The 16,253-nt window shown below is 63.1% G+C and carries 14 protein-coding genes and 2 pseudogenes; 5 read left to right on the forward strand and 11 right to left on the reverse strand.

Annotation, left to right across the window (positions count from 1 at the left end):
• Positions 1–90 precede the first annotated feature (90 nt).
• Positions 91–2,643 (forward strand): magnesium-translocating P-type ATPase, encoded by a 2,553-nt coding sequence (mgtA, locus tag ML401_RS26620; protein WP_285807489.1) that lies wholly within the window; start codon positions 91–93, stop codon positions 2,641–2,643.
• A gap of 3 nt (positions 2,644–2,646) precedes the next feature.
• Here the strand turns inward: mgtA and ML401_RS26625 are convergent, their stop codons facing one another.
• From ML401_RS26625 to ML401_RS26655, 7 genes are all read right to left on the reverse strand, one after another.
• Positions 2,647–2,865 carry a DUF6894 family protein gene (locus tag ML401_RS26625; RefSeq protein WP_212067508.1) on the reverse strand — a complete coding sequence of 73 codons (219 nt, stop codon included), beginning with the start codon at positions 2,863–2,865 and terminating at the stop codon, positions 2,647–2,649.
• Positions 2,866–3,179: 314 nt separating this feature from the next.
• A complete protein-coding gene (locus ML401_RS26630; protein ID WP_285807490.1) occupies positions 3,180–4,229 on the reverse strand; it encodes a LacI family DNA-binding transcriptional regulator in 1,050 nt (349 codons plus the stop codon).
• The gene (locus ML401_RS26635) at positions 4,226–4,870 is read right to left on the reverse strand and encodes a ThuA domain-containing protein (protein WP_285807491.1); all 645 of its coding nucleotides are present in this window, start codon (positions 4,868–4,870) and stop codon (positions 4,226–4,228) included. Before ML401_RS26635 ends, ML401_RS26630 begins: the two co-directional genes overlap by 4 nt.
• 10 nt (positions 4,871–4,880) lie before the next feature.
• Positions 4,881–5,978, reverse strand: a complete 1,098-nt coding sequence (locus tag ML401_RS26640; RefSeq protein ID WP_285807492.1) for a Gfo/Idh/MocA family protein — start codon at positions 5,976–5,978, stop codon at positions 4,881–4,883.
• A 22-nt stretch (positions 5,979–6,000) separates the two neighbouring features.
• Positions 6,001–6,849: a carbohydrate ABC transporter permease gene (locus ML401_RS26645; RefSeq protein ID WP_285807493.1), complete on the reverse strand. Its 849-nt coding sequence runs from the start codon at positions 6,847–6,849 to the stop codon at positions 6,001–6,003.
• A complete protein-coding gene (locus ML401_RS26650; RefSeq protein WP_194403663.1) occupies positions 6,842–7,783 on the reverse strand; it encodes a carbohydrate ABC transporter permease in 942 nt (313 codons plus the stop codon). The genes ML401_RS26645 and ML401_RS26650 overlap by 8 nt, the downstream gene beginning before the upstream one ends.
• Before the next feature lie 2 nt (positions 7,784–7,785).
• Positions 7,786–9,045 (reverse strand): extracellular solute-binding protein, encoded by a 1,260-nt coding sequence (locus tag ML401_RS26655; protein ID WP_285807494.1) that lies wholly within the window; start codon positions 9,043–9,045, stop codon positions 7,786–7,788.
• Positions 9,046–9,209: 164 nt separating this feature from the next.
• Here ML401_RS26655 and ML401_RS26660 point away from each other — a divergent pair, with 164 nt between their 5' ends.
• Positions 9,210–9,968: an SDR family NAD(P)-dependent oxidoreductase gene (locus tag ML401_RS26660; RefSeq protein WP_211416450.1), complete on the forward strand. Its 759-nt coding sequence runs from the start codon at positions 9,210–9,212 to the stop codon at positions 9,966–9,968.
• A gap of 79 nt (positions 9,969–10,047) precedes the next feature.
• On the opposite strand, the pseudogene ML401_RS26665 reads toward ML401_RS26660, so the two are convergent.
• Positions 10,048–10,188: pseudogene (locus ML401_RS26665) on the reverse strand (type II 3-dehydroquinate dehydratase); the annotation flags it as partial.
• A 31-nt stretch (positions 10,189–10,219) separates the two neighbouring features.
• On the opposite strand from ML401_RS26665, the pseudogene ML401_RS26670 reads away from it, so the two are divergent.
• Positions 10,220–10,330: pseudogene (locus ML401_RS26670) on the forward strand (LysR family transcriptional regulator); the annotation flags it as partial.
• A gap of 79 nt (positions 10,331–10,409) precedes the next feature.
• Here the strand turns inward: ML401_RS26670 and ML401_RS26675 are convergent.
• Positions 10,410–11,234 carry a YiiX/YebB-like N1pC/P60 family cysteine hydrolase gene (locus tag ML401_RS26675; protein ID WP_285807495.1) on the reverse strand — a complete coding sequence of 275 codons (825 nt, stop codon included), beginning with the start codon at positions 11,232–11,234 and terminating at the stop codon, positions 10,410–10,412.
• Positions 11,235–11,940: 706 nt separating this feature from the next.
• On the opposite strand from ML401_RS26675, the gene ML401_RS26680 reads away from it, so the two are divergent.
• Positions 11,941–12,861: a catalase gene (locus ML401_RS26680; RefSeq protein ID WP_285807496.1), complete on the forward strand. Its 921-nt coding sequence runs from the start codon at positions 11,941–11,943 to the stop codon at positions 12,859–12,861.
• A gap of 8 nt (positions 12,862–12,869) precedes the next feature.
• On the opposite strand, the gene ML401_RS26685 is transcribed toward ML401_RS26680, so the two are convergent.
• Positions 12,870–13,802: a helix-turn-helix domain-containing protein gene (locus tag ML401_RS26685; RefSeq protein WP_285807497.1), complete on the reverse strand. Its 933-nt coding sequence runs from the start codon at positions 13,800–13,802 to the stop codon at positions 12,870–12,872.
• 57 nt (positions 13,803–13,859) lie between these two features.
• The gene (locus ML401_RS26690) at positions 13,860–14,822 is read right to left on the reverse strand and encodes an AraC family transcriptional regulator (protein ID WP_285812749.1); all 963 of its coding nucleotides are present in this window, start codon (positions 14,820–14,822) and stop codon (positions 13,860–13,862) included.
• Between the two features lie 435 nt (positions 14,823–15,257).
• Here ML401_RS26690 and ML401_RS26695 point away from each other — a divergent pair, with 435 nt between their 5' ends.
• Positions 15,258–16,202, forward strand: a complete 945-nt coding sequence (locus ML401_RS26695; RefSeq protein ID WP_285807498.1) for an AraC family transcriptional regulator — start codon at positions 15,258–15,260, stop codon at positions 16,200–16,202.
• The last annotated feature ends 51 nt before the right edge of the window (positions 16,203–16,253 follow it).

Consider the following 16,253-nt stretch of genomic DNA (forward strand, 5'->3'; position numbering starts at 1 on the left):
GCCGGGGCTGGATTGCGTTGCATCAATCCGGAAATCGAGCAGCCCCGTACCCTGGTTTCGCCCAAGTGTCAGCGACCGCCGAGCCCATTCATGATCGAACGATTTAGCCTGGCCAAGCCCTTGGCTGCAACGTTCTGGCAAACGCCAAAGGACGAGCTCTATCGCGCGCTCGGCTCCGGCCCGGACGGCCTGTCACGCATCGAAGCCGACCGACGGCTGGCGATCGTCGGCGCAAACCGCGTCGACGCCTCCCAAGGCCGGTCAGCCCTGCGCAAGCTCGGCCAGCGTCTCTGGAACCCGCTGGTTGCCATACTGCTGGCGGCGGCGCTCGTATCCGGGTTGAGCGGCGATATCGGCAGCTTTGCCATCATCGCAACCGTGCTGTCCCTGTCCATCACGCTCGATATCGTCCAGGAGCATCGCGCCGAGCTCACGGCCGAGACGTTGCGGGAATCGGTGGCGATCCAGGCTGACGTTGTCAGGGACGGCAAGGATGCCACGATTTCGGTGACGGCTCTCGTCCCGGGGGACGTCGTGAAGCTCCGTATCGGCGATTTGATACCGGCCGACGGCATCGTTCTCGAGGCGCAGGATCTGCAGGTCAATGAAGCCCTGATGACAGGCGAGCCGTTCCCGGCGTTCAAGACGGACGGCGCCTGCTCTGCTTCATTGCCGGCGGACGCCACGAACGCCCTGTTCGCGGGAACCAGTACCGTCGGCGGAAGCGGCAAGATGTTGGTCGTGACGACGGGAGGCCGGACGCGCTTTGGCGCGATCGCCTCGGCAATGGCCGCCAACTCACCACCCACGGCTCTCGAGCAAGGTGTCCGCAGGCTCGGACTTCTGATCCTTCGGCTGACACTCTTCCTCACTCTCTTCGTGCTGATGGCTCATCTCGTCGCGCAACGTAACGCAATGGAGTCCTTCCTCTTCGCCGTCGCGCTCGCCGTCGGCTTGACGCCCGAACTGCTGCCGATGGTGATGACGGTGACCCTCGCCCGCGGCGCGCTGCGCATGGCGAAGCGAAAGGTCATCGTCAAGCGGTTGTCCGCGATCCACGATCTGGGGGCGATGGACACGCTTTGTGTCGACAAGACCGGCACGCTCACGGAAGCCAGGATCACCCTGGCGGCGCATATCGAGCCGCAGGGGCGATCCAGTGACCACGTTCTGAGCCTCGCCCGCCTGAACAGCACGTTCCAGGCCGGCGTGAGAAGCCCGCTCGATGACGCGATCCTGTCAGCGAGCCGCGATGATCTCGACGGCTGGGTTCGGCTCTCGGAGGTCCCGTTCGACTTCGAGCGGCGCTGCCTGTCCGTTCTAGCGGTACGCAACGGCGAGCAGACGCTGATCGCCAAAGGGGCGCCGGAATCCATCCTGTCGCGCTGCGTTGCCGTGGAAATCGATGGTCTGGCTCATCCGCTCGACGCTGCCTGGCAACAGAAGATGGCCGACATCCAGGCGCGTTATGCCGGCGACGGCTTCCGGCTCCTTGCCGTCGCCATCAAATCCATTCCGGCCGGCCAGCAGACCATTGCCGTCGGCGACGAGACCCATCTGACCCTGATCGGCTTTTGTGCCTTCGCCGACCCGCCGAAGCAGGATGCAGCCTCGGCGATCGACGCGCTCAGCTCGCTCGGCGTGACCATCAAGATCATTTCGGGTGACCATGGCGCCGTGGTCGCGCACGTCGCGCGATCCGTCGGCCTCAGAGCGGACCGGATCATGACCGGCGCCGAGATCTCCGAGCTCACCGATGCCGCGCTGGTTGCCCGGGTCGATGACATCGACCTGTTTGCCCGGATCGACCCCGATCAGAAACGACGGATCATCGCCGCGCTCCGGCACCGCAATCACGTCGTCGGCTTCATCGGGGACGGCGTCAATGACGCCCCCGCGCTCCATGCCGCTCATGTCGGCATATCCGTCACGGGCGCGACCGAGGTCGCCCGCGCGGCCGCCGACATGATCTTGCTGGCGCCCGACCTGTCCGTGCTCGCGGCCGGCGTGCGCGAAGGGCGCAGGACGTTTGCCAATATCCTGAAATATGTCCGGATGGGAACGAGCTCGAATTTCGGCAACATGCTGTCGATGGCCCTCGCCTCGATCATCCTTCCCTTCCTGCCGTTGCTGCCGCTGCAGATCCTCCTGAATAATCTGATCTACGATCTCTCCGAAATCGGCATCCCCTTCGATGACGTCGACCCTGAAGACGTTGCCGGGCCCGAATCCTGGGACATGGCAAGCATCCTCCGCTTCACCATCATCATGGGAATGGTGTCGTCCCTGTTCGACGCGATCACTTTCGCCGTTCTCCTCAAGCTGTTCGATGCGGATGCGCCGATGTTTCAAACCGGATGGTTCCTGGAATCGATCACGACCCAGATCCTGGTGATCTTCGTGATCCGTTCTCGCAAATTGCCGTGGCGCGCGAACCGCCCGCACAACATCCTGATCGCGACATCTCTCGGCGCCCTGCTTGCCGGCGTGGCGCTCGCGCTTGGCCCGTGGGGAGGCGCATTCGGCTTTACCGGGCTTTCCGCAGGACTAATGGCGACGATCATCGCCATTGCCATTGCCTATCTGATCTCGGCGAACATCGCCAAACGGCCGGCAATCGCAGTTCCGCAACGCCCGAGATAAGAGTCAGGTCGCGTCTGGATAGATCTGCTCGCGGTGGACTTCCCGGCCGCTCTCATCGATGACGACGATCCGGAGGTCGGGGTGGCCTTTGGGCTTATCCCTGCGCACCTTGTCGGCCAGGCTCTTGCTGTGCACGATGGCGGCACCATCGCTCACAAGCTCCAATCCGGACCTGTCACGAACAGGGACCCCATCCTTCATATCGAAATAGTATGTGGGCATGAACTCATTCCCGCGTTTCACGCGGCTCGGTTGACGTCATCATCCCAGAGGCGAAGCTGCCGAGGCGGGATGCAACGTGGCACCCCCTGGGAACCGCATTCTAATGAACCAGCCGGGTCAAAATCTTGAGCCGGATCAAAAGCGGGAACTTTCAGCAAGGGCCCCGCTTCAAGCCCGTCCTATGCGGTATCATGGCAGCGACAACGTTGTCGCATGTCCATCTGACGGAGAAGGTTTTTTCTCCTCCACCGCCGCCGCGGTAACATTCAACAGTCAGCGTACCGGAGCGTGCGCACTGCCCGCGATGTGCGACGTTACGGCAGATTGTCCCTCAGGAAAATGTCGATGCGGATGCGTTCCTGGTCGGGGCTGATGGGCTCGCCCGAACAATGCGCGAGCAGGATGCGCGCCGCAGACCGTGCCTCGTGCCCAGGATCCTGGTTGATGATGGCATCGAGCGTGCCGCGGACCAGGAATCGCCGCGTGTGCTGAGTGAGCTCGTGGGTGATCCAGACCACCTCGCGTGCGCGGCCGGAGGCCTCGAGCGCATCGGCGATGCCGCGGTTTCCGGCGCCACAGCAGTAGATGCCGCGAAGGTCGGCATGGTGCGCGAGCAGCGCGGCGGTGAGCTCCCGCGTCCGCTCGCTGTCGTCGCGGCCTTCGATGACCGGGAGCGCGACCAGGCTTGGATATTCGCTGGACAGGATCTGGTGGAAGCCGAACTGCCGCTCGGTATGATCGCGCAGCGACAACGATCCCGCGATCACGGCGACCGTTCCCTCGCGCCCGGCCAGGAATCGTCCCATCAGCGTTGCGGCAGTCCGCCCCGCGGCCGGGTTGTCGATACCGACATAATGCAGGCGGCGCGAACTCGGCGCGTCCGACACCAGCGTGACCACGGCGACCCCGCGCGCGGTGAGCTCGTCGATGGCGGCGCGCACCCTGGGATGGTCCAGCGCGATGACGGCGACGCCCTGATAGGCCGGCGACAGGTTTTCGAGCGCGCCCGCCAGCACATCCGGATCGAACACGTCGACATGGAGGATATCGATGAAGCCGCGTTGACCGGCGAGCCACTCCGTGGTGCGCTGGACCTGCTCGGTCAGATTGGTCATGAAGCTGTTGCTGCCGGTCGGCAGCACGAAGGCGAAGCGAAAACTCTGCCCGCGCGCCAGCCGGGCGGCCGCCACGTCCGCGCGGTAGCCGAGCTTGGCGACGGCGGCCTCGACACGCGCAACGGTCTTGGCGCGGACGCCCTCGCGCCGGTTGACGACGCGATCGACGGTCGCAAGCGAAACGCCCGCCGCACGCGCGACGTCCTCCAGCGTGGCGCGAACGGCTGGCTGCATCGCGCCAGCCGTCATTCGCGCGCCGCCCACAGCATGCCGCGGGTCATCAACGTCCGGATCTCGGGCACGTCGAGCTCGTAGGCACGGTGGCCGAGCGAGGAATAGAACACCCTGCCCGCACCGTAACGCTTCTTCCAGACCACCGGCATCACCACGCCGTCGATCCAGGGCGCGTGCTCGCCGGTGAAGCTGGTCGTCGCCAGGACCTCGTTGGCGGGGTCAACATGCATGTAATATTGCTCGGAACGATGCTCGAAACTGTTCAGGCCCTTCATGATGGGGTCGTCCGGCTTCGTCAAGTCGACCTTGTAGTCGATGATGTTGCCGGGATGCGCCACCCACTGCCCGCCGCACAGGAACTGGTAGTCCACGGAATCGCGGAACGCATCGCACATGCCGCCATGGTGACCGGCAAGCCCGACGCCGCCACGCACCGCCGCACAGAGATTGAGCGCGTCCGCCTTCTCGATCTTCGACATCGTGTAGATCGGGATGATCAGCGACAGATCATGGATCCCGGGATCGCCGAATGCCTCTGTCGTGGTCTCGATCCGGACCTCGAAACCTTCCGCCTTCAGCCAGCCGCGGATCATCGAGGCGCACAAATCGGGATCGTGTCCCGGCCAGCCGCCCCATACAATCAATGCCTTGCGCATGGTCATTCCCTCAGTCGATCTGTCCGGTTTCACGTCCGGCCGGCAGCATCGCCGGCCGCTCGACGCGGCTCTCGATCTTGACACGCCGCCCTTCGTCAGCGGAGGTCTGGAACGCCTCCATCACCTCCAGCACGTGGAAAGCCAGCGCACCGCTGGCGCGATGCGGGCGGTTGTTCAGGATCGCGGCGGCCATGTCGGCGACACCGATAGAGCGGAACTCGCCTTCGACATGGCCGTGCGTCAGCGGCACCGTCTCGAATTCGCCGCCGGTCTTCGCAACCTGCACCTCGCCGCCGAAGCGGTTCGGGTCCGGCACCAGCATGCTGCCCTTGTCGCCATAGATCTCGATCGGCGCGTGCCGGTGCTTCGGCACGTCGAAGCTCATGGTGATCGAGACCACCGCCCCGCTCTCGAATTCGAGCGTGCCCGCGACGTGGGTCGACACCTCGACCGGGATCAAGCTGCCGTTCATCGGCTGGCTCGTGACCAGACGCTCCGATCGCGGGCGCGCGGTCGAGCCCATCACGCTCGCGACCGGCCCCAGGAGCTGCACGAGATCGGTGATGTAATACGGGCCCATGTCGAGCATCGGCCCGCCGCCGCGCAAGTAGTAGAAGCCGGGCGCCGGATGCCAGCGCTCATGGCCGGGACAGCCGAAGAAGGCGCTGCCGGCGACGGGGGTGCCGATCGCGCCGTCGTCGATCAGCTTGCGCGCGGTCTGGTGCCCGCCGCCGAGGAACGTGTCGGGCGCGCAGCCGACGCGAAGGCTTTTCTGCGCGGCGAGATCCATCACCTTGCGGGCCTCCGCGACGTTGATGCCGAGCGGCTTCTCGGAATGAACGTGCTTGCCGGCGTTCAGCACCGCGAGGCTGACATCGGTGTGGGCGAGCGGCACGGTGAGATTGACGACGATCTCGACGTCGTCGCGCTTGAGCAGCTGATCGACCCGCATCGCCGGCAGCCCGAAGGCCGCGCCCTGCCGCTCCGCCACATCGCTGCGCATGTCGGCGAGCGCCCTCACCTCCATGACCGGGAAGCACTGCGCTGCCTTGAGGTAGGCGGTGCTGATCACACCGCAGCCGATGATTCCGACGCCGACTTTTCTCATTGTGCTCTCCGTGAAGTCCCGCTCATCCCTTGACGGCGCCTGCGGTGAGGCCGGCGACGATGTGCTTCTGTGCCAGCAGGAACAGAATGATCGTCGGCAGGATGGTGAGCGTGATGAAGGCCAGGATCAGGTGCCATTCGGACGAATACTCGCCCTGGTAAATCATGATGCCGAGCGGCCAGGGATAGAGCGCGTCGGTGTTGAGCATCACCAGCGGCAGCAGATAGGCGTTCCAGCTGTTGACGAAGGTGATGGTGCCGACGGTCGCCAAGATCGGCCGCGACAACGGCAATGTCACGTAGCGGAAGAATTTGATGTAGCTGCAGCCGTCGACCAGCGCGGCCTCGAGCAGCTCATAGGGAATATCCCTGAAGAAGCGCCGCAGCAGCAGCACGCTCATGGCAAGGCTGAAGGCGACCTGCGGCAGCGCGACGCCGAAATAGGTATCGAGCAATCCGAGATCGCGTACCTTGATGAACAGCGGCAGCACGGCCGTTGCGGCCGGAAACAGCAGGCCGAGCGTCAAATAGCTCAGCAGCATCGAGCTGCCGAAGAATCTGACGTGGGCGAAGGTGAACGCTGCCATCGAGGCGACGATCAAGGTCAAGGTCACCGTGAGGGTCGAGATGATCAGCGAGTTGCGCAGCAGCTGCCAGTAGCGGGCCGAGAACAGGATGTCGGCATAGTTCTGCCATTCCCAGTGCGTGGGCCAGCCGAACGGATTGACGCGCAACTCGCCGAGCGATTTGAAGCCGCCGAGCAGGGTCGCGAGCAGCGGCACCAGCACGAAGACGGCAACAACGGCGAGGAACGCCGCCTTGAACAGCACGGCCGGATCGAACGGCGCGCGGGTGGTCACGGCCCTACTCATCGCGCATGAACCATCGCTTGTAGGTGAAGGCAAAGGTCACGCAAATCACGAACAGGATGACGCCTATGGCGCTGCCGTAGCCGACGCGCATCCGCGAAATGCCGTTGTTGTAGAGGAAGCTGACCATCGTGTTGGAGGAATCCGCCGGTCCTCCGCGCGTCAGCGGCATCACGAGATCGAACAGCTGCAATGAGCCGACGATCGCGAAGAACACGGAGAGCCGGATCGTCGGATAAAGCAGGGGGATGACGACATGGCGCAGCGCCTGCGTTCGCGTTGCGCCGTCGATCCGGGCCGCCTCGACCAGGCTCTTGTCGAGGCCCTGGAGTGCCGCGATGAACAACATCATGTGGAAGCCGAAATATTTCCACACGATCACGATCAGCACCGCCAGCATCGCGGTGTCGGTCGAGGCGAGCAGATGCGGCGGCTCGGCGCCGAAGCTGCGCCAGATCGAGGCGACGAGGCCGTAGTCGCCGTCATAGACGAAGGAGAAGATCAGCCCGGTCGCGATCTCGGCGAGGATATAGGGCATGAAGAACAGCATGCGCAGCGCCACGGCTCCGCGAAAGCGTTCCGCGAGCATCAGGGCCAGCGTCAGCGCGAGCGGCAGCTGGATCGCGAGCGAGACCGCGATGATCAGTCCATTGTTGCGCAGCGCGAGCCAGAAGGCGCGCGTCTCCAGCACAAAACGGTAATTGTCCAGGCCGATCCAGTTGGTGGGTTTGCCGAACCCGTTCCAGTTGAACGCCGAGTACCAGGCGGCCTCGCCGATCGGCAAGACCACGAATAGCGTGAACAGCAGCAGCGCCGGCGGCAGGAACAGGATGAGGACAGTGAAGCGGCCGTCCCAGCTTGGGCCGCGGACCGCAAGCGGCGAGAACGACGGCTTCGCAACGCCCATCGCCGGCACGCTTGCGATGCGTCGTTCCACCGTCAGTTACCCTGCTTCCACGCCGCTTCGATCGCTTTCGCGGCGTCCTGCGGGCTCATGCTGCCACCGGCGATCTCCGCGGTGACGTCGTTGACGACGCGGCCGACCGAGGGGCCGAGACTCTGGTCATAGAAGTTCTGGTGGTAGTTCGACTTCGCGAGATTGGCCGCGATCAGCTTCATGAATGAATTGTTGAGGCCGGCGTCCGCGCCCTGCACGACCGGGATGATGAAGTTGCCCGCCGCAAGCCGCGTCTGCACGTCCTTCGAGACGAAGTATTTCAGGAAATCGACGGCTTCTTTCGGCGAGCCCTTGGTGATCAGCCAGCCGGTGATGCCGCCAAGCGTATCCGTCGGCGCGCCCTTGCCGCCCGATACGACCGGGAAATCGAACCAGCAGATCTTGTCTTCGGACAGACCCGTCTTGTCGGCGGCGAGCGCGCGCTGCAGATGATAGACGGTGGAAATCGCCAAGGTCATCGCCGCCTTGCCGTCGCCGAAATAGCCGACGGCCTGCGGGTTCTTGAAGCCGAGGAAGCCGTTCTGGAACGGCTGGAGATCGACTAGCTGCTTGAACAGCTCGCCTGATTTCTGGAAGGTCTCGCCGGCGAAGCCGCCGTTCTCGCCCTTCAACGCCGCATCGAAGGCCGGCTTGCCGCCGATGCGCACCGCAAGATGGGTCCAGTAGAAATGCAGCGGCCATTTGTCCGCGCCGCCGACCACGATCGGCGTAACGCCGGCCGCCTTGAGTGTCTTCACCGCGGCGAGCAGATCGTTCCAGCTCTTGATTCCGGCGGGATCGACCTTGGCCTTGGCCATCAGTTCCTTGTTGCAGAGGAAGCCGACCTGCGACAACGCGGTGGGCAGGCCATAGACGCGGCCATTGCTCGTGAACGCAGCGAGCGCGGCCGGGGTGAGGCTGTCGCTATAGCCCTTCACCTGGTCGGTGATGTCATCGAGCACGCCGGCCTCGATCTGCGTCTTCAGCACACCGCCGGCCCAGCTGTAGATGATGTTCGGCCGGTCCTTGGATTGCAGGATGGTCGGCAGCTTGGCCTTGTAGGCCTCGTTCTCGAGGAACTGCATCTCGACCTTCACGCCGGGGTGCGACGCCTCATAGGCGCGCGCAACTTCCTCCCAGAGCTTCACCTGGACGGGGTTGGCTTCGATGTGGAGCCATTTGACGGTCGTATCGGCTGCAGCGATTTGGGCGCCAAGCAGGCATGCGGCAGCGGCGAGTCCCAGCTTCCCGAGCAGTCTCATCACATCCTCCCAGCCGATCTTATTCCTTGACTGCAATCCTGCCTTCAATTTTTGAGGTACGCAACTAAAATTCTGACCTATGCACCTCATGGACGGACTGGCTAAGGTCTGGTCAAGAGTCGGGACGGCCCACCGCGCCACCCGCAAATGACTGGGAGGTGCCCATGGCCGCCATCTATTCCGACCTCGCCGGCAAGGTCGTGCTCGTCACCGGAGGTGCGGCGGGCATTGGCGCTGCGATCGTGCGGCGCTTCGCGGAGCAGAAATCCAAGGTCGTGTTCTTCGACATCAAGATCGACGAGGGCCAGCGCTTGGCGCGCGAGCTGTCCGATCAGGGACTGTCGGCGCATTTCCAACACGTAGACCTCACCGACATCCCCGCGCTGCGCGCCGGCGTCGTGGAGGCACGCAAGGCGCACGGCGCGATCAACATCCTGATCAACAACGCCGCGCATGACGAACGGCACAAGACCGAGGAGATGACGCCCGAATATTGGGACGACCGCATCGCGGTGAACCTGAAGCACCAGTTCTTCGCGTCGCAAGCCGTGCTGCCGGACATGAAGGCTGCCAATGCCGGCGCCATCGTCAATTTCGGCTCGGTGTCGTGGATTGCAGGCCAGGGCGGCATGGCCGCCTACACCGCCAGTAAATCAGGCGTGATCGGATTGACGCGCTCGCTGGCCCGCGATTACGGCCCCTACAATATCCGCGTCAACGCGATCGCGCCGGGCTGGATCATGACCGAGCGGCAGCTCGAGAAATGGATGACGCCGGCCGGCGAGATCGAGCTGCAGCAGCGGCAGTGCCTGAAGCGCCGGCTGGTGCCGGACGAGGTCGCGAAGGTCACCGTCTTCCTCGCCTCGGACGAAGCTTCCGCCTGCACTGCCCAGCACTACATCGTCGATGGCGGCTGGGTGTGAGATGCTTTGAGAATGGTGGGCGCACAAAAGCTGTCGACTTTCAGCGAAACCGCCAACTCTCGTGCCGGCGGCGCCGATGCTATTCCTTGTTCTCGTCAAGCAGCCTGGCCACACGACGCAATCCGAGCAGATAACCCTGGGTGCCGAAGCCTGCGATGACCCCATCAGCCCGTTTGGAGACGAACGAATGATGGCGGAATTCCTCGCGCTTGTGCACGTTGAAGCTCGATCAAAGCCAACCGACCATTCGATCGGGCTGGTTGCGTGACGTCTGCGGCGAGCTGTTTCAACAGCAGGAGGTGCGGGGTCTCCATCGTTCCGGCCGGCCCAAGAAACGAAGGCCACGCGATTTGACGTCGTAGTCCCGAATGGAGCGGAAGGAAGAAAGCCTCCCGCCTCGGATCGTGGAATTCCGCGTTTTCCGCCCGGATATTCCGCATGTCATGAGTCCAGCAGAAAATTCGGGCGCATGCCACTTGCGCGATCGCGCCTCTCCATCTCTGGAGCGAGCGTGTGCTGTGGAGTGCGACCCTGGGCGGTCCAATGCATGTCCTTGTAGTTGAAGCCGCGCGCGAGCGTAGGCTTCACCACCATGAAGTAAGGCGAAATATCGAAGTCACGCGGCGCGTAGAGTGATGAGTGACGAGGCTCGGCGATTTCGCGCCGCGCAGTCTGGCTATCGATGTGCGTGATGGTGGGGAGGATTGGATAACGCACGGCATCGAATGCTTGCGCAATCAGCGAAGAACAGATGATGCGGCTCGCATCGCCCGAGCCAAGCGCGATCGTTCGGCGGCGACAACGCTGCGCCATTGGCCATGGGAATAGATGCCGCATCAGATCGATGACGTTCTTGAAATCGTAGCCGAGGCCAATGCGTTCGGAAGCGTAGCGGCAGACCTTCTCGCAGTCCGCTCCGCTGAGGCTCACCGGCCGGCAGATACGGGTTTGGCAATGCAGATATTTCGACAGCGGCGCCGACACGACACCTTCGTCTATATTGGCTTCGATCAGGACATGAGGCTCGCCGTCCGTTGCGGAACCCGCCATCGGCCCGACGTATAGCGCCGAGTGCGACCAGGCCGATTGAGTGAGATACTTGATGCCGCTGGAAATACGACCTTTGCCCTCGACCAGCAAAACGTCACCTGGTCGAAGAGTGTCGCGCAAGGCCGTCGAATCGTTCTGCGGCAACGGCTCACCGCGGTTGGCCTGCTTCTGAAGCCGCGCAATCAATCGTCCGACGCTGTCGATCATCCAGCCCATCGCTCGTCTCCTCTTTTTGGAGTGGGCACTTTGATGGTCTAGCGAATCGAATCCGGAGCTGCGCCAGAGCGATTGTCGTATCCATAGAGCGATTGCTCTTACCGAACGCGCGGGCGCCAATCGGCTGGGGGTCCGTCGGTCAGCTTACCAAGCGCCGCAGCGAAGGCTGTTTGGGAAGCATATGGTCTGCGGCAGGCCGCGAGCGTTTTCGGCCGCCCTTGATCTGGCAAAAGCACGGCTAGGTCGATCGCGGCGCCATGACATTCGCCTGTCCGGCCGCAGGCCATCGCGACACCGCACAACTGCCCGCAATCGCTCTGCAATTGGATCAATCGCTCTGGGGCAGTGCTGCGCCAGCTCCCTACCATCACCGTATCGACGTCAACGGTAGATGGAAGGACTCGCGATGATCTGGAAGAATCTCGTCAACCAATCTGCGACCCTCGCATCGCGGCCGAAAGTCCTCTCCACCACCTTCATGTGCGCCCTTTCAGCGACGGTGCGCTTGGCTTCGACCGGAGATGAAGGAGCGAGGATTGCGGCGCAATCGGTTCACACACGAGATCCCATGGTCTCGATCATGACCAGAGACAGCGTTCCGATCTTCTGCCTGGGCTGGAGGCCAAAGCCCGCCCAGCCGCTTGTGTTTCAAAGCCCGAATGCCTGCCGCGCCTGGCCGCTTTAGCAAGACGCCGGAGGTATCGTCATGATCCGGGTCCCAACCGGCGCTGCCACGCCCGCGTCGATCGTCGACACGCTGAAAGCGTCGGCCGGTGTCTCGCCAAAGACACGCGCCAGCTTCGCCAGAGGCCGCTGTGTCCGCGGCACCTTTATCCCGTCAGACAGAGCGGAAGAAATTACGAAGTCGCAGAGTTTCACGGCCGCATCACGCGTGCTGGCGCGCTTCTCGCTGGACGGCGGCAATCCCCGCTTGCCGAACACTGATAATTTCGTGCTGCGCGGGTTCAGCTTCAGGCTCGGAGATACGGAGCATCGTTCCGACATTCTCACACAGAGCGCGCCCGTTCACTATGCGAGGACCCCGGCGCAGATGTTGGCGTATCTGAAGGCGCGCGTTCCCGGGTCCGGCCAACGACCCGATCCGGAAAAAGTCGAGGCGTTCTCCGCCGGCAATCCTGAGACTTCGCATCAGGCAAGCTATGTGGCTGCCCATCCGCTTCCCGCAAGCGTTGCCGATACCACCTACTGGGCCGTCCACGCCTTTCCCGCGACAAATCGGTATGGCGAGACTCAATTCATCAAATTCAAGGTCGTCCCGGTCGGCAGCCAAGGTGCTGCGCCGACCGAAGGCGCGGCCAGGACCGAGCCTGAAGAGTTCCTGCACGACGATTTGGAACGCCGGATCGCGGCACGCGATATCCGGTTCAGCCTGATGGCGGTGCTCGGCCGCCTCGGAGACCCCATATTGGATGTCACGATCCGATGGCCGGACGAGGACCGCCGGGAGACGGTGCGCCTCGGAACAATCGTGATCACTGCAATCGAAAAGCGCGATGCATACGTCTTCGATCCGGCAGTCCTCGCCGAAGGCATCGGGCATCCGCCCGACGAGATCTTTGCGGCCCGCCGCGCCGCCTACACGATCTCACGGGCCAGGCGCCGCTGATCGAAGGATCAGCTTCCGCTTTCCCTGGTGCCCTGCGTTTCGCGGCGCCATGCCGCGGGGCTGGTGCCGACTTGCGCCGAAAACACCCGCGTAAAGTGGCTTTGATTGGCAAACCCGGCCGAGATCGCAATTTCGGACAGTGACAGGTCTCGCGCGGTCATCAACTGCTTGGCCGCGTTCACACGCTGCCGAAGCAGCCATTGGTGCGGCGGCACGCCGGTCGAGACGCGAAACGCGCGAGAAAAATGGCTGACCGAAAGGCCAAACTCGGCCGCGATCTGTTGCAACGAAAGCGTCCCGCCGAGGTCGGAGTCCAGTCGTTCGCAGGCGCGCTTCACCTGCCAGGGCGCGAGACCGCCGCGAGCCGGCGCGCGGATGGTTCGCAGCCCGCCATAAGTTTGCGCCGCATGCGCGGTAAATGCGAGCATCATGTAGTCGATGAAGAGCTGGTTGGTCTCATCTGGCCGGCGCAAAGCTTGCAATAACCCCCCACCAATATGACGGATGACCGGGTCGTCATGGCCGACGCCGAGTTGAGCGGAAAGTTCCCCCACGCGCGGTGCGTTGGACTGCTCGGCGATAGAGTCCAGCGCGAAGCGCGGAAGATAGAAATGGAGCGAGTGGAACGGCTTGTTGATGACGAAGCGTACGTCGTTCTTCATGTCGTATAGATAGGTTGCACTCGCACGGATATCGGTCTTGATCGCACGCCTGCCGCGCTCCCAGGTCTCGCAATTCGGGTAATCGTTAAGCATCAGGCTGATAACATTGGCATCTTGCAGACCCATCTCGCCGGAGACGCCTTCCACGGGCGCATCATCCCGCGTCTCAGTGACGGCGATCTCGGCGTTACGCAGCGAACGCGTGATCAACGAGGGCGGTTCTTGTTCCAGATGCAAGAACCGCTTGACAGTCTGACCGTAGAAGCCCGTGGACTTCATATGCACCGCTCCCTTGAGTGGAGTCGCGCGAAACCAAGGTCACGACCAGTATGAAGATCACGAAGCAGCCGCCCGGAACGGCCCGTGATCACACATCACTTCGGAGCCGCCAAGCGCCTCGCGGCGCCATGCCGCCGGACTGATGCCGATCTGTGCCGAAAACACCTTTGTAAAGTGGCTTTGATTGGCGAATCCTGCCGATACCGCAACTTCCGACAATGGCAGGTCCCGTACGATAGTCATCAACTGCTTGGCCGCCTCCACGCGCTGGCGCAGCAGCCATTGGTGCGGCGGCAGGCCGGTCGAGATTCGAAACGCGCGCGAAAAATGACCGACCGAGAGGCCAAACTCGGCCGCGATCTGTTGCAGTGAAAGTGTCCCGCCGAGGTCGGAGTCGAGCTTTTCGCAGGCACGCTTCACTTGCCACGGGGCAAGGCCGCCGCGAGCGGGCCCGGTCGTGCTCTGCAACCCGCCATAGGCCTGGGCGATGTGCGCGATGAACGCCAGCATCATGTGATCGATGAAAAGCTGGTTGACCTCGGCCGGTCGGCTGAGCCCTTGCAGCAGCAATGTGCCGATATGACGCATGACCTCGTCGTCATGGCCGAATCCGAACTGGCAGGCGAGGTCGCCAACAGGCGGTGTGCCGGATTCCCTCGCGATGCGGTCGAGCGCTGAACGCGGAAGATAAAAGTGGAGGGAATGAAATGGTTTGTCGATGATGAAACCCGGATCGCGCCTGAGATCGTACAGATATGTCGTACCGGCCCTGACATCCGCCTTCCCGACGGACTTGCCGTTTTCCCAGAGCTCGCAGTCCGGGTAATCGTGAAGCTTCAGACTGACGAAATAGGCTTCATCGGCCACGGAGCCGGAACGACCCGGTACCGGGTTGTCAACCTGGGTTTCGGTGACCGCGAGTTCGATGCCGCGCAGTGAACGCGTGATCAGCGAGGGCGGTGCATCCCTCAGGTGCAACTGCTGCCTGACCCTCTGTCCGAAGGTGCTCGCATGCGTCATGTGTTTGAACCATTCGTGGAGGTCGATCGGGCCGTTCGACGCACCGCCGGCACTCCGTTCCGGCGCGCAGTATCCGGTATCCGGGTGCGGAGGTCTAGGTTCACGGCGGCGGTAAACGCAATTGTGAGGACTGGCCACCATGATGGTCACAAAGCGATTTTTCGAAGTGATTTCAATGCCCACCGCGCCTGGTTGCGATACTCGCCCCCTCGTCAATCCGACCACGGCAGCCGATCAAAAATGGCCGCCAGCGCGCTTTGAGCAGAATCAGACAAGACGCGGTTGCTTTGGGAAAGACCACGTAGTTCTACGCGCCTAGAACGCACCCCGACAACTCGCGGCGCCTAGCGGCACGATACCGCGGAAGGAAGCAGAGGCTTCACGCAGGCAGGCCACTCCGGCGCGGGTGCAATTCCCTCAAGCAAGCGCATCGCCATGAGCAAGCCGATCGATCCCTCTACAAGTCTGTCCGATGCAACCACAGCACATCGGGACAAGTCGCCAAACGCCGACCGGCATGCCGCTGATGTGGAGATGGCGCGCGTCCTCAACACCGAACCGATCCGCATGGCATTGGATCCCTCCGGTGCCGCGATCGCCCATTGGAAACATGACCCATTGCACGACGTCGTCGAGCCCATGAGCGACCACGTCATCATGGCTTACAATGGCACGGTGCAGCACGTGGAGCGCCGATCGGGAAGATCGGTCGCGAAGGGAACGTTCCGTCCCGGGGCTGTGATCGTCATTCCGGAAGGATCGAGCTCCCGGTGGGATATCCCAAAACCCGTGGATGTGGTTCAGCTCTATCTTCCGACCGCGACGCTCGAGCGGGTTGCCCGTGAAACCAACACTGCCGCAGCGGTCGATCTCCTCGAACGAACGGGGCATCCCGATCCTGTTACATCCCGATTGCTGTTGAGCGCGGCCGATGGGCTGGAGGGCAACAGCGCACTCGACACGCTATTCAGACATCAACTCATAGACCTCCTCGCCACGCGTCTGCTGGCTGTGCACACCGCCTCGCCAACCACCTTCGAGCCGGCCACGGGCGGGCTTTCGCCAAAGGTCCTGCTTCGCGCCATCGAACGCCTGCGCTCCGACAGCGATTCCGACGTCTCGCTTGCGGCTCTCGCTTCGGACGCCGGCCTGTCGCGCTCGCACTTCTGCCGCGCGTTCAAGGAAAGTACCGGGCTCTCCCCTCATGCCTGGCTGCGGCAATACCGCCTTGAGCAGGCCATGAACATGCTGCGCGACACCGACACATCGATCGTGTCGGTCGCGGCCGAGCTTGGCTATGCCTCGCAGACCGCATTCGCGGCCGCCTTCAGGCGCTTGACCGGCAGAACCCCGAGCGATTGGCGACGAGGCGTGCAGTAGCGGCGACTGCTTGCGGATGACGAGTAGCATTCTAAACGCGAGAACGGCTCG

This window comes from Bradyrhizobium sp. 62B, from assembly GCF_030272265.2.
GTDB lineage: Bacteria > Pseudomonadota > Alphaproteobacteria > Rhizobiales > Xanthobacteraceae > Bradyrhizobium.